Annotated in this window: 17 protein-coding genes and 1 pseudogene; 7 read left to right on the top strand and 11 right to left on the bottom strand. The window is 60.8% G+C overall.

Going from position 1 to position 15836, the window contains the following annotated elements:
• Window positions 1–11 precede the first annotated feature (11 nt).
• The 11 genes and pseudogenes from trbJ to K226_RS0115375 form a co-directional block, all read right to left on the bottom strand.
• Window positions 12–740: a P-type conjugative transfer protein TrbJ gene (trbJ, locus tag K226_RS0115425; RefSeq protein ID WP_024815642.1), complete on the bottom strand. Its 729-nt coding sequence runs from the start codon at window positions 738–740 to the stop codon at window positions 12–14.
• A complete protein-coding gene (gene trbE / locus K226_RS0115420; protein ID WP_024815641.1) occupies window positions 737–3175 on the bottom strand; it encodes a conjugal transfer protein TrbE in 2439 nt (812 codons plus the stop codon). The genes trbJ and trbE overlap by 4 nt, the downstream gene beginning before the upstream one ends.
• A gap of 10 nt (window positions 3176–3185) precedes the next feature.
• Window positions 3186–3458, bottom strand: coding sequence for a VirB3 family type IV secretion system protein (locus K226_RS0115415; RefSeq protein WP_024815640.1), 273 nt, complete (start codon window positions 3456–3458; stop codon window positions 3186–3188).
• Window positions 3455–3841, bottom strand: coding sequence for a TrbC/VirB2 family protein (locus K226_RS0115410; protein WP_024815639.1), 387 nt, complete (start codon window positions 3839–3841; stop codon window positions 3455–3457). The genes K226_RS0115415 and K226_RS0115410 overlap by 4 nt, the downstream gene beginning before the upstream one ends.
• A complete protein-coding gene (trbB, locus tag K226_RS0115405) occupies window positions 3838–4893 on the bottom strand; it encodes a P-type conjugative transfer ATPase TrbB (RefSeq protein ID WP_024815638.1) in 1056 nt (351 codons plus the stop codon). The genes K226_RS0115410 and trbB overlap by 4 nt, the downstream gene beginning before the upstream one ends.
• Window positions 4890–5378, bottom strand: a complete 489-nt coding sequence (locus K226_RS0115400) for a ribbon-helix-helix protein, CopG family (protein WP_024815637.1) — start codon at window positions 5376–5378, stop codon at window positions 4890–4892. The genes trbB and K226_RS0115400 overlap by 4 nt, the downstream gene beginning before the upstream one ends.
• Window positions 5375–7392, bottom strand: a pseudogene (locus K226_RS19115) (conjugal transfer protein TraG). Before K226_RS19115 ends, K226_RS0115400 begins: the two are co-directional and overlap by 4 nt.
• 233 nt (window positions 7393–7625) lie before the next feature.
• On the bottom strand, window positions 7626–7886 hold the full coding sequence (locus tag K226_RS0115390; protein WP_005793708.1) for an EexN family lipoprotein: 261 nt from the start codon (window positions 7884–7886) through the stop codon (window positions 7626–7628).
• 46 nt (window positions 7887–7932) lie between these two features.
• Window positions 7933–8826 (bottom strand): LysR family transcriptional regulator, encoded by an 894-nt coding sequence (locus tag K226_RS0115385; protein ID WP_024815636.1) that lies wholly within the window; start codon window positions 8824–8826, stop codon window positions 7933–7935.
• A gap of 200 nt (window positions 8827–9026) precedes the next feature.
• Window positions 9027–10412 carry a heavy metal sensor histidine kinase gene (locus K226_RS0115380; protein ID WP_024815635.1) on the bottom strand — a complete coding sequence of 462 codons (1386 nt, stop codon included), beginning with the start codon at window positions 10410–10412 and terminating at the stop codon, window positions 9027–9029.
• A complete protein-coding gene (locus K226_RS0115375) occupies window positions 10413–11096 on the bottom strand; it encodes a heavy metal response regulator transcription factor (RefSeq protein ID WP_005793716.1) in 684 nt (227 codons plus the stop codon).
• 236 nt (window positions 11097–11332) lie between these two features.
• Between K226_RS0115375 and K226_RS0115370 the strand changes: the two genes are divergently transcribed.
• From K226_RS0115370 to K226_RS0115350, 7 genes are all read left to right on the top strand, one after another.
• Window positions 11333–11677 carry a copper-binding protein gene (locus K226_RS0115370; RefSeq protein WP_024815634.1) on the top strand — a complete coding sequence of 115 codons (345 nt, stop codon included), beginning with the start codon at window positions 11333–11335 and terminating at the stop codon, window positions 11675–11677.
• A gap of 89 nt (window positions 11678–11766) precedes the next feature.
• The gene (locus tag K226_RS0115365; protein ID WP_024815633.1) at window positions 11767–12240 is read left to right on the top strand and encodes a hypothetical protein; all 474 of its coding nucleotides are present in this window, start codon (window positions 11767–11769) and stop codon (window positions 12238–12240) included.
• A 25-nt stretch (window positions 12241–12265) separates the two neighbouring features.
• Complete coding sequence (locus K226_RS19655; protein ID WP_081739435.1) at window positions 12266–12559, top strand: DUF2933 domain-containing protein; 294 nt, start codon at window positions 12266–12268, stop codon at window positions 12557–12559.
• Window positions 12556–13224, top strand: coding sequence for an isoprenylcysteine carboxylmethyltransferase family protein (locus K226_RS0115360; RefSeq protein ID WP_013722309.1), 669 nt, complete (start codon window positions 12556–12558; stop codon window positions 13222–13224). The genes K226_RS19655 and K226_RS0115360 overlap by 4 nt, the downstream gene beginning before the upstream one ends.
• Before the next feature lie 50 nt (window positions 13225–13274).
• Entirely contained in the window at window positions 13275–13568 is a 294-nt protein-coding gene (locus K226_RS19650; protein ID WP_013722308.1) for a heavy-metal-associated domain-containing protein, read from the top strand.
• Between the two features lie 84 nt (window positions 13569–13652).
• Window positions 13653–13904, top strand: a complete 252-nt coding sequence (locus tag K226_RS0115355) for a DUF2933 domain-containing protein (protein ID WP_024815632.1) — start codon at window positions 13653–13655, stop codon at window positions 13902–13904.
• A gap of 3 nt (window positions 13905–13907) precedes the next feature.
• The coding region (locus K226_RS0115350) for a heavy metal translocating P-type ATPase (protein ID WP_024815631.1) at window positions 13908–15836 on the top strand (1929 nt) is incomplete at its 3' end.

The raw sequence follows: 15836 nt of genomic DNA, 5'->3' as shown, positions 1-15836 counted from the left end.
GGTAGCCCCTGTCAGCGGTTGTAGAAATTGACGGACTGCGGCATGTACGGCGTGCCCTCACCAAGAAAGCGCCGTGTCACCTCGCGGCCCCGTTCGACAGCGGCGGCCTGCCGTGCCAGCTCCAGCGAGGCCGCCCGATCCTGGGTGATCTGCAGCCGCTGCATCTGGATGGACTGCTTGGCCTGCAAGGCCAGAAGCTGGTTCATGGCCTGCATCGCTTGCAGCGCGCCCTGGGCCGATTGGCTCTTGCCCACGAGGTCAGCCAGCACGCCTTCGTCGTCGCTCAAGTTCTGCGATGCCTGCGCCTGCATCTGCATGGTGGTCTGTAGGCCGTTGAGCGCGTTCTTCCAGCGTTCCTGTGTATGGCGGTACATCTGGTCGCCGCTCACCGTGGCGGTGTACTGCTCGGGGTACAGGCGCGCGAATTCCCGATCCAGGTTCGTCACGTCATAGGCCAAGCCCCGGGCCTGGGCGATCAACCGATCGGTCGTCGCTAGGTTGGCGCGCAACTGGCCGACCACGCTGGACGGTAGACGGGCCAGGTTGCGCGCCTGGTTCGTCAGCATCTGCGCTTCGTTCTGGAGCTGCTGGATCTGGTTGTTGATCTGCTCCAGCGTACGGATGGCCGTGAGTGTGTTCTGCACGAGGTTCGTAGGATCAATCACGACCCTTTGTGCATAGGCAGTCGTCGCCGCGCAAAGCATGGCCGAGACGGCGGCGGCGAGAAGACGCTTTTTCATGATCGGTTCTCCTGTGGGTGGGGGGACGGAAACGAAGGCAACAAGTCAGCGGCCCAATGCAGGCCGCGATGGCGCAGCCAGGCGGCTGCGAATGCGGAGGACGTCGAAGAGGTCGCAGCGAGCACCGCGTCCATGTCGCGCTGGTCCTGCGGCTTCGATGCACCCGCGAAGGCCAGCGTGGCCGCCCCCAGGTCGAGGTCGAACAGCCGATTGCCTAGGCGGGATTGGTAGTAATAGTCGCGCTTCGGCACTGCCGTCGCCACGATCTCGATCTGGCGCGAGTTCAGCCCGAAGCCTTCGTAGATGGCGCGAATCTGCGGCTCGGTCGCCTGCGGGTTGGGCAGAAAGATGCGGCTGGCGCAGCTTTCGATGATCGCGGGCGCGATGGTCGAATCCTTGATGTCGGCCAGCGACTGCGTGGCGAAGATGACGCTGACGTTCTTTTTGCGCAGCGTCTTGAGCCATTGACGGATGCGCGCGGCAAACACCGGGTCATCGAGGAACAGCCACGCTTCGTCGAGGATCAGCAGCGTTGGCGCACCGTCGAAGCGTTCATCAAAGCGGGCAAAGAGGTAATGCAGAACGGCCATGACAGCGGCCTTGCTGTGCATCAGTTCCTCCATCTCGAAGCACTGCACAGTACCGGAGCCCAGGCGATCCGAATCCGCGTCTAGCAGCTTCCCGTGCGCTCCGCTCAGCACGTAGGGTGCGAGCGCCTGGCGCAGCGCGTTCGATTGCAGTAATACCGAAAGACCAGTCATCGTGCGCTGCTCCAGCGGCGCGCCGGCGAGACTCCCCAGTGCCGACCAGATCGCGGCTTTCTCGTCCGGGCCGATGGCCACGCCTTCATGTCGCAAGCGGCCTTCGACCCATTCGGCTGCCCAGGTGCGGTAGCCTTCGCGGTCGATGCGGGCGAGCGGCTGGAAGGCGATTTCTCCATCGGCCCCCAGGTCGTAGTGCTCGCCGCCCAGGCCCAGGATGGTGGCGCGCATCGAGCGCCCCATGTCGAAGGCAAAGATCCGCGAGCCGGAATAGCGTCGGAACTGCATCGCCAGCGTGGCGAGTAGCACCGATTTGCCCATGCCAGTCGGGCCAGCCACCAGCGTGTGTCCCACGTCGCCGATGTGCGTGACCAGCCGGAACGGTGTCGCGCCCTCGGTGCGGGTCACGATCAGCGGCGGGCCATCGAGATGCGCATTCTTCTCCAGCCCGGCCCATACGGCGGACACCGGCATCATGTGCGCCAAGTTCAGCGTCGAGACGATGGGCTGGCGGACATTGGCGTAGGCATTACCAGGGATTGAAGACAGCCAGGCATCGACCGCGTTCAATGTCTCGGGGATCGTCACGAACCCGCGTCCTTGAATGACGCGTTCCACCATGCGCAGCTTCTCGTCGGCCACAGCGGGGGCAGCATCCAGCACCGTCAACGTGGCGGTGACGTAGCCAAAGGCCACTTGGTCGTCGCCCAGCTCCTGCAAGGCGGCATCCGCGTCGGCCGCCTTGTTACTGGCGTCGGTATCGACCAGCGGCGATTCCTGCTGGAAGATGGTTTCACGCAACAGCGCCACCACGTTTTTGCGCTTGGCGAACCACTGGCGGCGCAGACGGGCGAGTTCTTTTTCGGCGTCGGCTTTGTCGAGGCACAAGAACCGGGTTGACCAGCGATAGGCAAAGCCGAGTCGGTTGAGATCGTCCAGAATCCCCGGCCAGGTCGAGGTCGGAAAGCCGCGCACCGTCGCCACGCGCAGGTGCTGGTCGCCCAGCATCGGTGTCAATCCACCGATCAGGGCGGAATCGGCCAGCAGCGCGTCAAGGTGGAACGGCACTTCTGGCACGCCGATGCGGTAACGACGCGTCGAAACCGTGGCGTGCAGATAGGTCAGCGTCTGCCCGTCATCGAGCCAGGCAATCTCCGGCATCACGCCATCGAGCAGATCGAAGATGCGATCCGTTTCCGAGATGAAGGCTCGCAGCCGCTCGCGCCAGTCCACGCCTTCGGTGGGACGGTTCTCATACAGCAGGCCCGCCGCTCGGGCACGGGATTCCTCAGGCGGTAGATACACCAGTGTCAGGTGATAGGCACTCTCGAAGTGGTTTCCCGAATCCTCGAAGGCTGCGCGGCGCTCCTCATCCACCAGCCAGGACAGCGGTTCCGGGAAATCCGAGTGCGGGTAATCCGCCGCCGATCGACGCTCAGCCTCGATGAACAGCGCCCAGCCGGACCCTAGTCGGCGCAGCGCGTTGTTCAGCCGCGCCGACGTGGCGATCAGCTCGCCCTGTGTGGCGCTGTCGAGGTCGGGGCCACGAAAGTGCGCCGTGCGCTGGAATGCACCGTCCTTGTTCAGCAGTACGCCGGACGCGACAAGGCCCGCCCATGGAAGCCAATCGGCAAGCAACGCGGGCCGCTGGCGGTATTCGGCAAGGTTCAGCACGGCATTCCCCTCACACGTCCAGCAGCGGCTTGTGTTTGATGTGCCACACAAAGACCTGCATAAACTGCGGGTCGACGCGCGCACCCCAGACCGCCAGAGCATGGCCGGCAATCCAGAGCATCAGCCCAGGAATCCACAGCTGCAGGCCCAACCCGACGGCAGCGGCTAGCGTGCCGTTGGCAATCGCCACGGTGCGCGGCGCACCGCCCAGCAGGATCGGCTCGGTCAGCGAACGATGCAGCGGCACTTCAAAGCCAGTGGCGAATTCCTCGGGCGCGCTCATACGACGGCTCCGCCCGAGAAGCTGAAGAACGACAGGAAGAAGCTCGAAGCCGCGAAGGCGATGGACAGACCGAAGACGATCTGGATCAGCTTGCGGAAACCACCGCTGGTATCGCCAAAGGCCAGCGCCAGGCCTGTGGCGATGATGATGATGACCGCCACAATCCGAGCTACCGGCCCCTGGATGGATTCGAGAATGGATTGCAGCGGGCCTTCCCACGGCATCGAGGAACCGGCGGCTTGGGCCGTGCCGGCGATCAGCAGCATCAGCGCGGCCAGCAGCAGCCCTTGTCCCGCAGGACGGGCAAGACCGCGCAGTCGTACGAGGCGGGATAGGCAGGAAAGTGGATTTACGGGAATGCGGAAAGCATGGGTGTACGTCATGGAAGTTCTCCAGAGGGGTTGAGGGATGAGGAAAGCTCAGAGGGAACCGGCGGTGGCTCGGGAAACGGCGCTTCCAGCGCGTCCACCAGGCGATAGCCCACGCCGTCAAAGCCGATGACGCGGGCGATGCTTTCAATGCGGCGCTTGCGTCCGCGCCCAGCGATGTAGATCACCACGTTGACCGCCTCGGCGATTAACGCGCGGGGCGGTTTCACCGCCACTTCGAGGATCAGTTGCTCCAGGCGCAGCAGCGCGCCCAAGGCAGAGCCGGCATGGATGGTGGCGATGCCGCCCGGATGGCCCGTGCCCCACACCTTGATGAGATCCAGCGCCTCGGCGCCGCGCACCTCGCCGACGACCACGCGATCCGGGCGCAGGCGCATGGACGAGCGCACCAGCTCGGTCATGGACACCACCCCCTGGCGGGTACGCAACGGAACGTGGTCACGGGCTGCGCACTGCAGCTCCACCGTGTCTTCCAGCACCAGCACGCGGTCGCCAGTGGCGGCGATCTCTGCGAGCAAGGCATTCGCCAAGGTCGTCTTGCCCGTGCTGGTGCCGCCGGCAATCAGGATGTTCTGGCGTTCGCGCACAGCCCGCACCACAAAGCCAGCCTGGGCGCTGGTCATCATTCCGTCTTCGACGTAGCGCGCTAGCGGGATGACGCCCACGGCGCGCTTGCGCAGCGCGAAGGCTGGCCCTGGCGCGGCCGGCGGCAGGATGCCCTCGAAGCGTTCGCCCGTCTCGGGCAGTTCGGCCGTCAGCAGCGGCTGACCGCGATGCACTTCCGCGCCGACGTGAGCCGCGACGAGGCGGATGATGCGTTCACCATCGGCTTCGGACAACTCCGCTCCCATCGGTGCGCGGCCGGTAGAAAGCCGGTCGAGCCAGAGCGTCCGGTCAGGATTGAGCATGATCTCCACCACGTCCGGGTCTTCGAGCACGGTAGAAATCAGCGGACCCATTGCGGTGCGCAGCATCTGGATGCGGCGATCCAGAGACGTGGCAGCGGACGAACGAGGTTCTGCCGGGAGTTGGGGTACGGCGCTCATGAGGCACGCTCCTGCGCTTCGGCCAACGTCGCTGCTTCATCCATGTGCATGCCGAACTCGTGACCCTGGGGATGCAGTTCTTCCACCACGTCGCGCACCAGGCTGCGCCCGCGCAGCAGGTGGCGGCTCAACTGTTCGACGAATTGCTCGAAGCGGGCCTTGCCCTGGGCGCGTGCCGCGTCCTGATGCGCTTCGGGAACCGGCGTGCTGACGGTCAGGAAGTAGCGGATGAACAGCGCCAGCGCTTCGATCTGGATGTTCTGATCACGCTCCAGCCGTTCGGCCTGGCGTGACAGACGATCCAGCCGCTTGGCAATGGCTGCCTCGCGCTGGTCTGCCGCGTCCGGTGACAGCCAGGACGTCAATGCGGCGGCCACGATGCTGGACTTGGAAACGCCTTTCTTGGCGGCTAGCTCATCGAGCCGCTTGGCGTGTTCGGTTTGTATGAAAAGATTCAGGCGGTAGGTGGAATGGTTAGGGCTCATAGCTCGATTCCGTCGTTGGGTCGAGGGATGCCAGCCGGGCCGTGCGCTGCATGGCCGGATCGAGCTGGCGCGGAAGGGGAAGCGGTACATCGTCGTCATCGAGCAGCGACAGGTCGCTGGCCGGGTGTTCCGGTTCGGGGCTGTAGGTGACGGCTTCGGACAGTTCGGGTTGCTGGCGTGGGCCGCCGTCATCGGCCGTTCCCCGGTTCTCCAAGCCATCAGCGGTTGAGGAAGCGGGCTCCGTGGGGACAAGAGGAATCGCCAGCCTGCTCCAGTCGTCAGGACGCGCGTGCGGAACGTCGGCGTAGCGGTCCGCCAAGAGCGCGGGCGGCGACAGGACGCGCCGCTTGAAGTTGGCGTCCGCGTAGTAGCGCAGCTTCTTGGCCTTGATCGGCGCATGGCCGGACACCATCACCACCGATTCATCGGTGGGCAGTTGCATGACTTCGCCCGGCGTCAGCAACGGGCGAGCCGTTTCCTGGCGCGACACCATAATGTGGCCCAGCCACGGGGCGAGCCGGTGACCCGCGTAGTTGCGCTGCGCGCGCAGCTCGGTGGCGGTGCCCAGTGTTTCGGAAATCCTCTTGGCGGTACGTTCGTCGTTGGTGGCGAACGTCACCCGCACATGGCAGTTGTCCAGAATCGAATGGTTCTGGCCGTAGGCTTTGTCGATTTGGTTCAGCGACTGCGCGATGAGAAAGCTGCGGATGCCGTAGCCCGCCATAAAGGCCAGCGCCGTCTCGAAGAAATCCAAGCGGCCCAGCGCCGGAAACTCATCGAGCATCAGCAGCAGCTTGTGGCGACGGGGGATGCCGTCCGACCCATCCAACGATTCCGTCAAGCGTCGCCCGATCTGGTTAAGGATCAAACGGATCAGTGGCTTGGTGCGGCTGATGTCGGACGGCGGCACCACCAGATACAGCGATACCGGATGCTCGGCGGCGATCAGGTCGGCTATGCGCCAGTCGCAGCGCGACGTGACTTCGGCCACCGTGGGGTCACGGTACAGGCCAAGGAACGACATGGCCGTGGAGAGAACTCCAGACCGTTCGTTGTCGCTCTTGTTCAGGACTTCACGGGCGGCGGAGGCGACAACCGGGTGCGGCACTCCTCCTTCATCATTGCCCAGATGGCGCGTAGTCATCATCAGGTGCAGCGTCAACTCGAACGGGCACGCGGGATCGGAAAGAAAATTGGCGACGCCGCGCAGCGTCTTGTCCTCGACCGCATAGAGCACATGCAGGATGGCGCCGACGAGCAGCGCGTGACTGGTCTTCTCCCAATGGTTGCGCTTCTCCAGCGCGCCTTCGGGATCGACCAGGATGTCCGCAATGTTCTGCACGTCGCGCACTTCATGCGCGCCGTGTCGCACCTCCAGCAGCGGGTTGTAGGCTGCCGACTTCGCATCGGTGGGGTTGAACAGCAGGCAGTGCGAAAAGCGCGAGCGCCAACCGGCGGTAATGGCCCAGTTCTCGCCCTTGATGTCGTGGATCACGGCGGATGCGGGCCACGACAGCAGCGTGGGCACTACCAAACCGACACCTTTACCGGAGCGCGTTGGCGCGAAGGTCAGGATGTGTTCCGGCCCCTCGTGGCGCAGGTACTGACCGTCATGCAGGCCGAGGAAAACGCCGGATAGCTGGGTCAGGCCGGCCTTGCGGATTTCCGCGGTATCGGCCCAGCGGGCCGAGCCATAGGTGGTGACCAAGCGCGATTGGCGCGAGCGCCAGATGGACATGCCAATGGCGACCAGCACGGCCACTAGGCCACTGCCGGCGGCAATGGCGCCGCCGGTGTCAAAGACGTGCGACGCATAGGCGTCGAAGAAGAACCACCACTCGAACAGCTTCCACGGGTGGTAGATCGGCGCGCCCAGCAGATCGAACCAGGGCGAGCCAAGGCGTAGCTGATAGCCCAGGGCCGCTGCCGTCCACTGTGTGGCGCTCCACACTCCGGCGATCACGATGCCGAATACCACGGCAATCTGACCGAACAGCACATTCGTCCCTTGCATTTCCCGGCCTCCGATTTTTCCTGCGCGCATTCCGCTCAAAAGCGGCACAACAACGTGCGGCTGACGTCAGGATCGGTGCCTGGTCAGTGCCGGTCAAAGACCGTTATCAGAACGAAGATGATGCAAAAAGCATCGATTCAGGCAAGAGCGAAGACAGTAAAAACGCCGCAAGCAAAGGCGCGTTGCGGCGTGGCGAGCAAAAAAGCGACCGATGCGTGGCCTACCGGCCTCGGTTAGAACTTCGGCGGTTCCTTGGGCGGTGTATGCGGCACCTTACCATTGCCGAAGAAGCGGCGGTTCGTTGCTTCGGCCACGCGGTTGCACAGTTCGTCGCCCAACTTGGCACGGTCCAGCTTGCACTGCTGGCGCAATTCTTTCAGCCGCTCGGGATCGGCTGCCAAGGATTCCACCGTCTCGCCTGGAGCAGAAGATTGACCGCAGGAGGCTAGTAGCGTGGCTAACGACAATGAGGCTAAGATGTTGAACGGGCTCATGACCTGATTCCTCGAAGGTGTGGCACTTGAGAAGCGGGTTTGGGCGTTAGGTGTCATCGGACCACTGGGATGCCAGTCGCTCAATAAAGCGAGCCAGTGCCTGCGACGGTTCGGTATCCCGGCGCAGCAGATAGGTGGTCAGCATGGGGGAACGCCCTGCGAGCGGGCGGCCCACGACCCCCGGTTCGCGGCTGGCAGTAATATGCGCAGCGCCCGCAAGACCTAACGCCAGACCGGCCGACACAAGCGCCATCATCACATCAAATGTAGCGACGTGCTGAACCACCAAGGGCTCCTTTTCCTGCTTGCGCAGGATTCGGTCGATTTGGCGGGCATGGCCTTCCCAGACGGCTGGATCGCCCAGCACAAGAGGGTAACGTAGCACTTCCTCCAGCGGGATTCGCTTATAGGCTAGAGCCGGATGGCGTGCGGGCACGGCCACCATCAATTCGTCTTCCCAGGCCCGCTCGACGATGGTGTCGTCGCCCACTTCGTCTGCCATCGAGAAACCCGCGTCATACAGGTCATCATTCAAGCCCTTGAGTTGTTGGGCCAACGGAACCTCGAAGAGTCGTATTTCTATTTCCGGGTCTTCCTCGCGGCAGCGCGCCAGCAGAGCAGGCAAGCGCGACGGCGTGATGCCATCGGATAAGGCAATACGCAATTGCCCATGGAAGCCATTGGCGGCCGATTTCACGCTTTCGCGGGCTTGCTCTAACGCGGTAAAGACACGAGGGACATGCGTCAGGAATAGCCTACCTGCAAGGGTCAGCCGCGTGCTGCGACTGGTGCGGATGAACAACTGCGCCCCCAACTCTTCCTCCAGTTCCTTGACGGTACGCGAAAGAGGCGACTGTTCTATATGAAGTTTCTCGGCCGCGCGTGCAAAATGAAGTTCTTCCGCGACCGCCAAAAAGCAGCGGAGATGACGCAATTCCATGGGGCGATGCCTCTGTGAAAGTGGGTTGCATGAATTGCGTATTCATTATTCCGTTCATTCGTGACGAAGTGATGAGTAGTCGGTTACATTTTGTTGGAAACCCTTCGTAAGGAAGTCTCTACAGAAAAACTGATCCCGATCAGTAAGTAGATAAGGTGCTGTTACGCTGGTGGAAGTTCTGTTGGCGTTAGTTGTTCCTATTACGCCAACTTGCTAGGAAATTCCAGACTGAACTTTGTTCTCCCCGCACCGGATTCAACCGTCACACGTCCTCCGTGCGCTTGTGCGATAGCACGGGTTATTGATAGTCCCAGACCAGCACCATCGGATTGTGGGTGCGACCGAGACGGGTCGGCACGGTAGAAGCGGTCAAACAGACGAGGAATGCTTTGAGGATCAATGTCCTCCCCCGTGTTCTCGACCGTTACGACAATGGCTTGCGCTGTCTCGCTGATGTCAATCGTTACATCGCTATGGTCTTTGGAATGGCGCAATGCGTTCGACAGCAGATTGCTCAATGCTCGGCGAAACATCAGTCGGTCGCCCATGATGTCTCCATCACCGAACTGGCGCAGTGTGACGCTCTTTTCTTCAGCAACGGCTTCGTAGAACTCCAGTAACGCCTGGACTTCTTTCGCCGCGGAAAACTGCTCCTTGTTCGGCAAGTCAACCCCACGATCTGTCTTGGCCAGGAACAACATATCCGACACCATGCGCGCCAAGCGTTGAAACTCCTCCGCGTTCGACGCCAGAATGTCGCGGTAAGTGTCTGCGTCTCTCTTGCTGGCGAGTGCGACCTGGGTTTGCGTCAGCAGGTTGCTGATGGGCGTGCGAATTTCATGCGCCAAGTCCGAGGAGAACTCGGACAGTCGTTGAAAGTCAGTTTGCAGCCTGTCCAGCATTTTGTTGAGTTCCTGCGCCAAGTCAGCCATTTCCACAGGAACTGCTTCGATGGGCATTCGCTCATCGAGACGATGGGAGCTGACCGTTGTGGCTTGGGTCTTCATGGCGCGCAACGGTGCCATCCCTTTGTAGGCTGCGAACCACCCCAGCATCCCGCTGACGAAGATGGCACAAATGGCATAGAGCGCAAGCGTACGCTGCAATTGCGCCATGAATTGCATGTGATCTTCCATGTCAATAGCAATCAGGGCATCCAGGGGTGGCGCCGCACTATTGGCAGGGTTGAATCGCAAATTCAACGCGCGAAATTCACGGCCTTGGTTTTTCCAACTCTGAATCTCGGAAATCCGATGCTCTGGTGTTGGCGCGTCCAAAGTGGCTGGAGGTTGAAACCCTTCAGTCTTGAAAAGGACATTCCCATTTGAATCTCTAACACTGACAAACAAGCCGTGGTGATTGTTTAAGGCCTCGCGCATGCGCGATTGAATGTCATCGGTGGAGTTGGCATTAATTACTATGCTTTCAATTAGGTGCTGCTTATCTTTCAGAGTGATTCGATCCAGTTCCAGGAAGTGGCGTTCGGTCGCAACCAGAAACAACATTCCAAGCCCCAACACGACGCCTGCAGCCACCATCGTGAAAAAGATGGCCAAACGATGGGTGAGCGATAGGAACCGGAACATCTAAACGCTCTCCGGCGCTTCCAGCACGTAGCCCATACCCCGCACGGTCTGGATCAACTTGACGTCCTGGCCTTCGTCGATCTTTAGGCGCAAGCGGCGCATCGCCACTTCGATCACGTTGGTGTCGCTGTCAAAGTTCATGTCCCACACCTGGGAGGCAATCAGCGAGCGAGGCAGCACTTCTCCATGTCTGCGCAACAGCAACTCCAGCAAACCAAATTCTTTGGCTGTCAGGTCAATGCGGCGGCCACCCCGCGAGACCCGCCGGCGCAGCAGATCAAGTTCCAGGTCAGCCACGCGCAATGTGTTGGTTTCGGTGCCTCCTCGGCCCCGGCGCAAGATTGTCCGTACACGGGCCAACAACTCAGCGAATGAAAAGGGCTTGACCAGATAGTCGTCGGCGCCCAATTCCAACCCTTTGACCCGATCTTCCACCTGGTCCCGCGCCGTGAGGAACAGCACGGGCATCTGCAATCCGCGATTGCGCAGGGACTGCAGCACCTGCCAGCCATCCAGTCCGGGCAGCATGACATCCAGGATCACGAGGTCGTATTCACCTTGGAGTGCCAGGTGCAGGCCATCACTACCGTTTTGCGCCAGGTCGGCCACAAATCCGGCCTCGCTCAATCCCTGGCGAAGGTATTCACCGGTTTTAGGCTCATCTTCGACGATCAATATCTTCATGGTCACTCTCCGCTATCTGGCGTAGACGTGAGTTTGACGAGTTTCAGCGATCCCGACATGAAGATAACAAATTTGTAATCCGGCGCACAGTTTCCTGACAGGTTTGCTCTTCAGAATCTCTTTCATGAGATCGGTCATTCGTCGCGGCGAGTCCAGCAAGGTAACACTGGCCCAAAGGCGTCGTCAAAGTGGCCGAGAAACAACCCACTCTTTTTGCTCTCAGTCGTGAGGAAATCATGAACACCATCAAGAACATTCTTGCCATCTCCGCTCTTGCCATGGGCACATTCATGCCCATGGGCAGTTTCGCCCAGACCATGATGGACCACGGCAAGATGGATATGTCCCAAGCATCGGCATCCATGACCGACGGCGAGATCAAGAAGGTCGATCAGGCCACTGGCAAGGTCACCATCAAGCACGCAGAAATCAAGCACATGGACATGCCCGGCATGACTATGGTGTTCACCGCAAAAGACAAGAGTCTGCTGGGCAAGGTGAAGCCCGGCGACAAGGTCAAGTTCATGGTCGTCAACGAGGGCGGGAAGATGGTTGTCACTGACATTCAGCCCGCTCAGTAAGAACACGCTGCTCGGGCGTGCTGTGTCGTCGCGGACGTATGGGTTGAATGCTGACTGCGACGGTTTTTCACCGGAAGAAGGAGAACACTATGTCAAAAATTCGCCATACCCTGGTTGGTCTCTGTGTCGCGTCGCTCTCACTGAGCGTGATGGCGCAAACCGCCGATGAGCACAAGGCCCATCACCCTGCAGGAAGCACATCGCCTGCGTCCACCCAAATGAAGGCGGCCGCGAAGCCAACGGGTGCGGGGCAGATGGCTGGAATGGCCAAGATGGACGAGCACATGAAAGCCATGCAAGCGATGCACGAAAAGATGATGGCGGCCAAAACGCTGGAAGAGCGGCAGGCGCTCATGGACGAGCACATGAAGCTGATGCAGGACGGTATGGGAATGATGCAGCAGATGGGCGCTGGCATGCGGGGCATGGGTGGCATGCAAGGTAGTGTGGACATGCCCGCCAACATGGCCGAGCGTCAACAGATGATGGAAAAGCGCATGGAAATGATGGAGTCCATGATGCAGATGATGCTGGACCGTCTGCCTGCCTCGATGACCAAGTAACGCATCCACCGAATTGGAAGTCACCATGAACCATCAACACGACGGGCACGAGTCGCCCCCCAGCTTCTGGAGTTCTCGCTATGCCATCGGCCTCGTGGTGATAGGCGGCGTGGCGGCATATTTCCTGTTGACCGAACACCTCGCGCATGTCGTCGGGGCACTGCCTTTTCTCTTGCTCCTAGCCTGCCCGCTGATGCATATCTTCATGCACGGCGGACACGGCGGACACGGCGGACATGGCGGACATGGCGGACATGGCCAGAGCAAGCCTGATGCCAAGAAAACTACCGAATCACGCAATGAAGGGGATTCACGATGAACCATACCGAATCCGCTTATGGCCTGTGGTCGCTGGTCATCATCAATTCAGCGATCTTCATCATGTTTGCGTTCAGCTTTTTCAAGCCTGCGACGGCACGTGACTGGAGGACGTTTGGCGCATTTGCAGCCTTCATCGTTGCTTTGTTCGTGGAGATGTATGGCTTCCCGTTGACGATTTATCTGCTGTCGGGCTGGCTGCAAACCAAGTTCCCTAATCTGGATCTGCTCTCTCACACATCGGGTCACCTGTGGTCTACCCTCTTGGGCGAAAAGGGCGACCCGCATTTTGGCGTGCTGCACATCGCCAGCTACGTTTTTCTGGGCTTTGGTTTCTACCTGCTGTCCACCGCGTGGAATGTGCTGTACCACGCTCAGCGTCACCAGTCGCTCGCTACGGCAGGCCCCTATGCACGCATTCGCCATCCGCAGTACGTGGCTTTCGTGATGATTCTGCTGGGCTTCCTGCTGCAGTGGCCCACGTTGCTGACCTTGGTCATGTTCCCTGTCTTGCTCTTGATGTACGGGCGTCTGGCCATCACCGAAGAGAACGAAATGCGCAGGCAATTCGGTGCTGCGTACGACACCTACGCCCAGCGAACACCCCGGTTTATCCCTCGCATTGGCAAGGCCCAGTCGACGACTGACTCGGTGTCAAAAAAATGATCTGGATTTTCCCGCCGGCGGTACACGTTTCATTTTTGGGAGTTTGAAATATGAAAACGATTGATCTGCAAGTTGAGGGCATGAGCTGTGGCTCATGCGTCAAGCACGTCACGCAGGCATTGCAGCCGCTGCCGGGGGTTCGCGGGGTAGAGGTCGATCTCCCGTCTGGCCGTGTCCGGGTGAGTGGGGAGCTGGCGCAGGGCAGCGCTCCTTTGCTGAGGGCCTTAACCGATGCGGGCTACCCCGCAAAGCTGGCCACAGATGCGGCCATTTCTACTGGAACCTCGCAGCCTAAAGCCTCGGGCTGCCACGGCGGCGGCACGGGAGGCTGTGGTTGCCGATAACGGCCACGGCATTTGATTTCGGATTGTCTGGCCGGGCGACTCCGAGCCCCGCACTTTTGTTGGCCACTCTGAAGGAGCAACGCCATGGATCAGCCTGACAACGACTCTCATTCGCCTTCGTTCTGGCGCCGTCCAGCCGGCATGGCGCTGGCTGCGGCTGCCTTGATCGCCGGTTTTTACCTGCTGCGAGAGCACTGGGGTCATGTTTTGGGCTATTGGCCCTACCTGTTGCTCCTCGCCTGTCCGCTGATGCACCTGATGCACGGCCACGGCGGCCATGGTGGGCATGGCAACCATGCGCAGACACCCCGGCGCACCAATAACGACAAGGAATAAGCAATGGACATGCATGCACACCATCATCACGGCAGTCACCCTCCAGCCGAGCCAGCCCCGCCATCGGAGCTGAAGGATCCGGTGTGCGGCATGACCGTCACGGAGCAGTCTGAACACAAATTGACGCACGAAGGTCGGCCCTATTATTTCTGTAGCGCCAAGTGCCAAGGAAAGTTCGCGGCAAACCCACTGCAGTACCTTGTACCTACAGCACCCGCGGACACCGCGCCAGAGCCTGCCGGCACCATCTATACGTGCCCCATGCACCCCGAGGTGCGGCAGGATCATCCTGGCACCTGTCCCAAGTGCGGTATGACATTGGAGCCCATCATTCCGCTGGACGAGGAAGACAACCATGAGTTGAAGGATTTTCAGCGCCGCTTCTGGTGGACGCTGCCCTTTACGGTCATCGTCACCGTTCTTGCCATGTTCGGCCACCGCCTCGGGTGGTTTGACATGAAGGTGCAAACCTGGGTTGAGCTGGTGCTGTCCTTACCTGTCGTGTTGTGGACGGGTTGGCCCTTCTTCGTACGCGGTTGGCAGTCCGTTGTCCATCGCAGCCCCAACATGTGGACCTTGATCGCTCTGGGAACGGGCGCGGCCTTTCTCTACAGCCTCGTGGCCACCGTGGCGCCGGGCGTTTTCCCGGATTCGTTCATCTCCCTGGGGCGTGTGGCGGTCTACTACGAGGCGACAGTGGTCATCATCTCGCTGACCATGTTGGGTCAGATCATCGAGTTGAAGGCCCGTTCGCAAACTTCTGCAGCGATCAAGGCGCTGCTCGGTTTGGCACCCAAGACGGCACGTCGCGTCAATGCGGACGGCAGCGAAGAAGACGTACCGCTGAGCAATGTTCACGTCGGTGACCTGTTGCGCATCCGCCCCGGCGAGAAAGTGCCGGTCGATGGCGTTGTGACCGAAGGCAGCAGTGCGGTCGATGAATCCATGCTGACCGGTGAGCCTGTACCGGTGACCAAGCGCCTTGGTGACAAGGTGATTGGGGCCACGATGAACACCAGTGGTGCCTTGGTGATGCGCTCCGAGAAAGTCGGTGCGGCCACCATGCTGTCGCAGATTGTTCAGATGGTGGCCAATGCCCAGCGCTCGAAGGCTCCCATGCAGCGCATGGCGGATGTGGTCGCCGGCAAATTTGTGGTCGTGGTGGTGCTCATCGCCATTGCCACCTTCTTTGTCTGGGGGCTGTTCGGTCCGGAACCCAGCTGGGTGTTTGGCTTGATCAACGCAGTGGCCGTGCTGATCATCGCGTGCCCCTGTGCGCTGGGACTGGCCACGCCGATGTCGGTGATGGTGGCCACAGGGCGTGCCGCGACACAGGGAGTACTGTTCCGCGATGCTGGCGCCATCGAAAAAATGCGCGAGGTGAACACGCTGATTGTGGACAAGACAGGAACGCTGACCGAAGGTAAACCCGCCTTCGACACCGCAGTTGCCGCCCCCGGCTATACCGCGGACGAAGTGTTGCGCCTGGCCGCCAGCCTGGACCAAGGCAGCGAACATCCCCTGGCCGAGGCCATCGTTAGTGCAGCACGTGCCAAGGGCCTGGAACTGATCAAGCCGCTTGATTTCGAGTCCGGCAGCGGCATAGGCGTGCGCGGCATGATCGATGGCAAGCATCTGGTGTTGGGCAACACCGCATTGATGCAGCAGGAGGGCGTGGCCACTGATGCGCTCAAGATCGATGGCGAGCGTCTGCGCAGTGAAGGCGCCAGCGTGATGCATCTGGCCGTGGACAGACAACTGGCTGGAATCTTGGCCGTGACCGATCCCATCAAGGCCACCACGCTTGAAGCTATCAAAACATTGCACGCCAGCGGCTTGCGCATCGTGATGGCGACTGGCGATGGTCTGACCACCGCCAAGGCCGTGGGTGCCAAACTGGGAATCGATGAGGTGCATGGCGAAGTCAAGCCC

Source organism: Acidovorax sp. JHL-3 (assembly GCF_000526295.1).
GTDB lineage: Bacteria > Pseudomonadota > Gammaproteobacteria > Burkholderiales > Burkholderiaceae_C > Acidovorax > Acidovorax defluvii.
Note: the sequence above shows the minus strand (reverse complement) of the source record. Positions and strands in the feature narration are given on the sequence as shown.

Excerpts from the sequence above, each read along its gene's own strand:
- trbJ (WP_024815642.1), bottom strand. The coding sequence starts at position 740 with ATGAAAAAGCGTCTTCTCGCCGCCGCCGTCTCGGCCATGCTTTGCGCG.
- K226_RS0115415 (WP_024815640.1), bottom strand. The coding sequence starts at position 3,458 with ATGAGCGCGCCCGAGGAATTCGCCACTGGCTTTGAAGTGCCGCTGCAT.
- K226_RS0115410 (WP_024815639.1), bottom strand. The coding sequence starts at position 3,841 with ATGACGTACACCCATGCTTTCCGCATTCCCGTAAATCCACTTTCCTGC.
- trbB (WP_024815638.1), bottom strand. The coding sequence starts at position 4,893 with ATGAGCGCCGTACCCCAACTCCCGGCAGAACCTCGTTCGTCCGCTGCC.
- K226_RS0115400 (WP_024815637.1), bottom strand. The coding sequence starts at position 5,378 with ATGAGCCCTAACCATTCCACCTACCGCCTGAATCTTTTCATACAAACC.
- K226_RS0115390 (WP_005793708.1), bottom strand. The coding sequence starts at position 7,886 with ATGAGCCCGTTCAACATCTTAGCCTCATTGTCGTTAGCCACGCTACTA.
- K226_RS0115385 (WP_024815636.1), bottom strand. The coding sequence starts at position 8,826 with ATGGAATTGCGTCATCTCCGCTGCTTTTTGGCGGTCGCGGAAGAACTT.
- K226_RS0115380 (WP_024815635.1), bottom strand. The coding sequence starts at position 10,412 with ATGTTCCGGTTCCTATCGCTCACCCATCGTTTGGCCATCTTTTTCACG.
- K226_RS0115375 (WP_005793716.1), bottom strand. The coding sequence starts at position 11,096 with ATGAAGATATTGATCGTCGAAGATGAGCCTAAAACCGGTGAATACCTT.
- K226_RS0115370 (WP_024815634.1), top strand. The coding sequence starts at position 11,333 with ATGAACACCATCAAGAACATTCTTGCCATCTCCGCTCTTGCCATGGGC.
- K226_RS0115365 (WP_024815633.1), top strand. The coding sequence starts at position 11,767 with ATGTCAAAAATTCGCCATACCCTGGTTGGTCTCTGTGTCGCGTCGCTC.
- K226_RS19655 (WP_081739435.1), top strand. The coding sequence starts at position 12,266 with ATGAACCATCAACACGACGGGCACGAGTCGCCCCCCAGCTTCTGGAGT.
- K226_RS0115360 (WP_013722309.1), top strand. The coding sequence starts at position 12,556 with ATGAACCATACCGAATCCGCTTATGGCCTGTGGTCGCTGGTCATCATC.
- K226_RS19650 (WP_013722308.1), top strand. The coding sequence starts at position 13,275 with ATGAAAACGATTGATCTGCAAGTTGAGGGCATGAGCTGTGGCTCATGC.
- K226_RS0115355 (WP_024815632.1), top strand. The coding sequence starts at position 13,653 with ATGGATCAGCCTGACAACGACTCTCATTCGCCTTCGTTCTGGCGCCGT.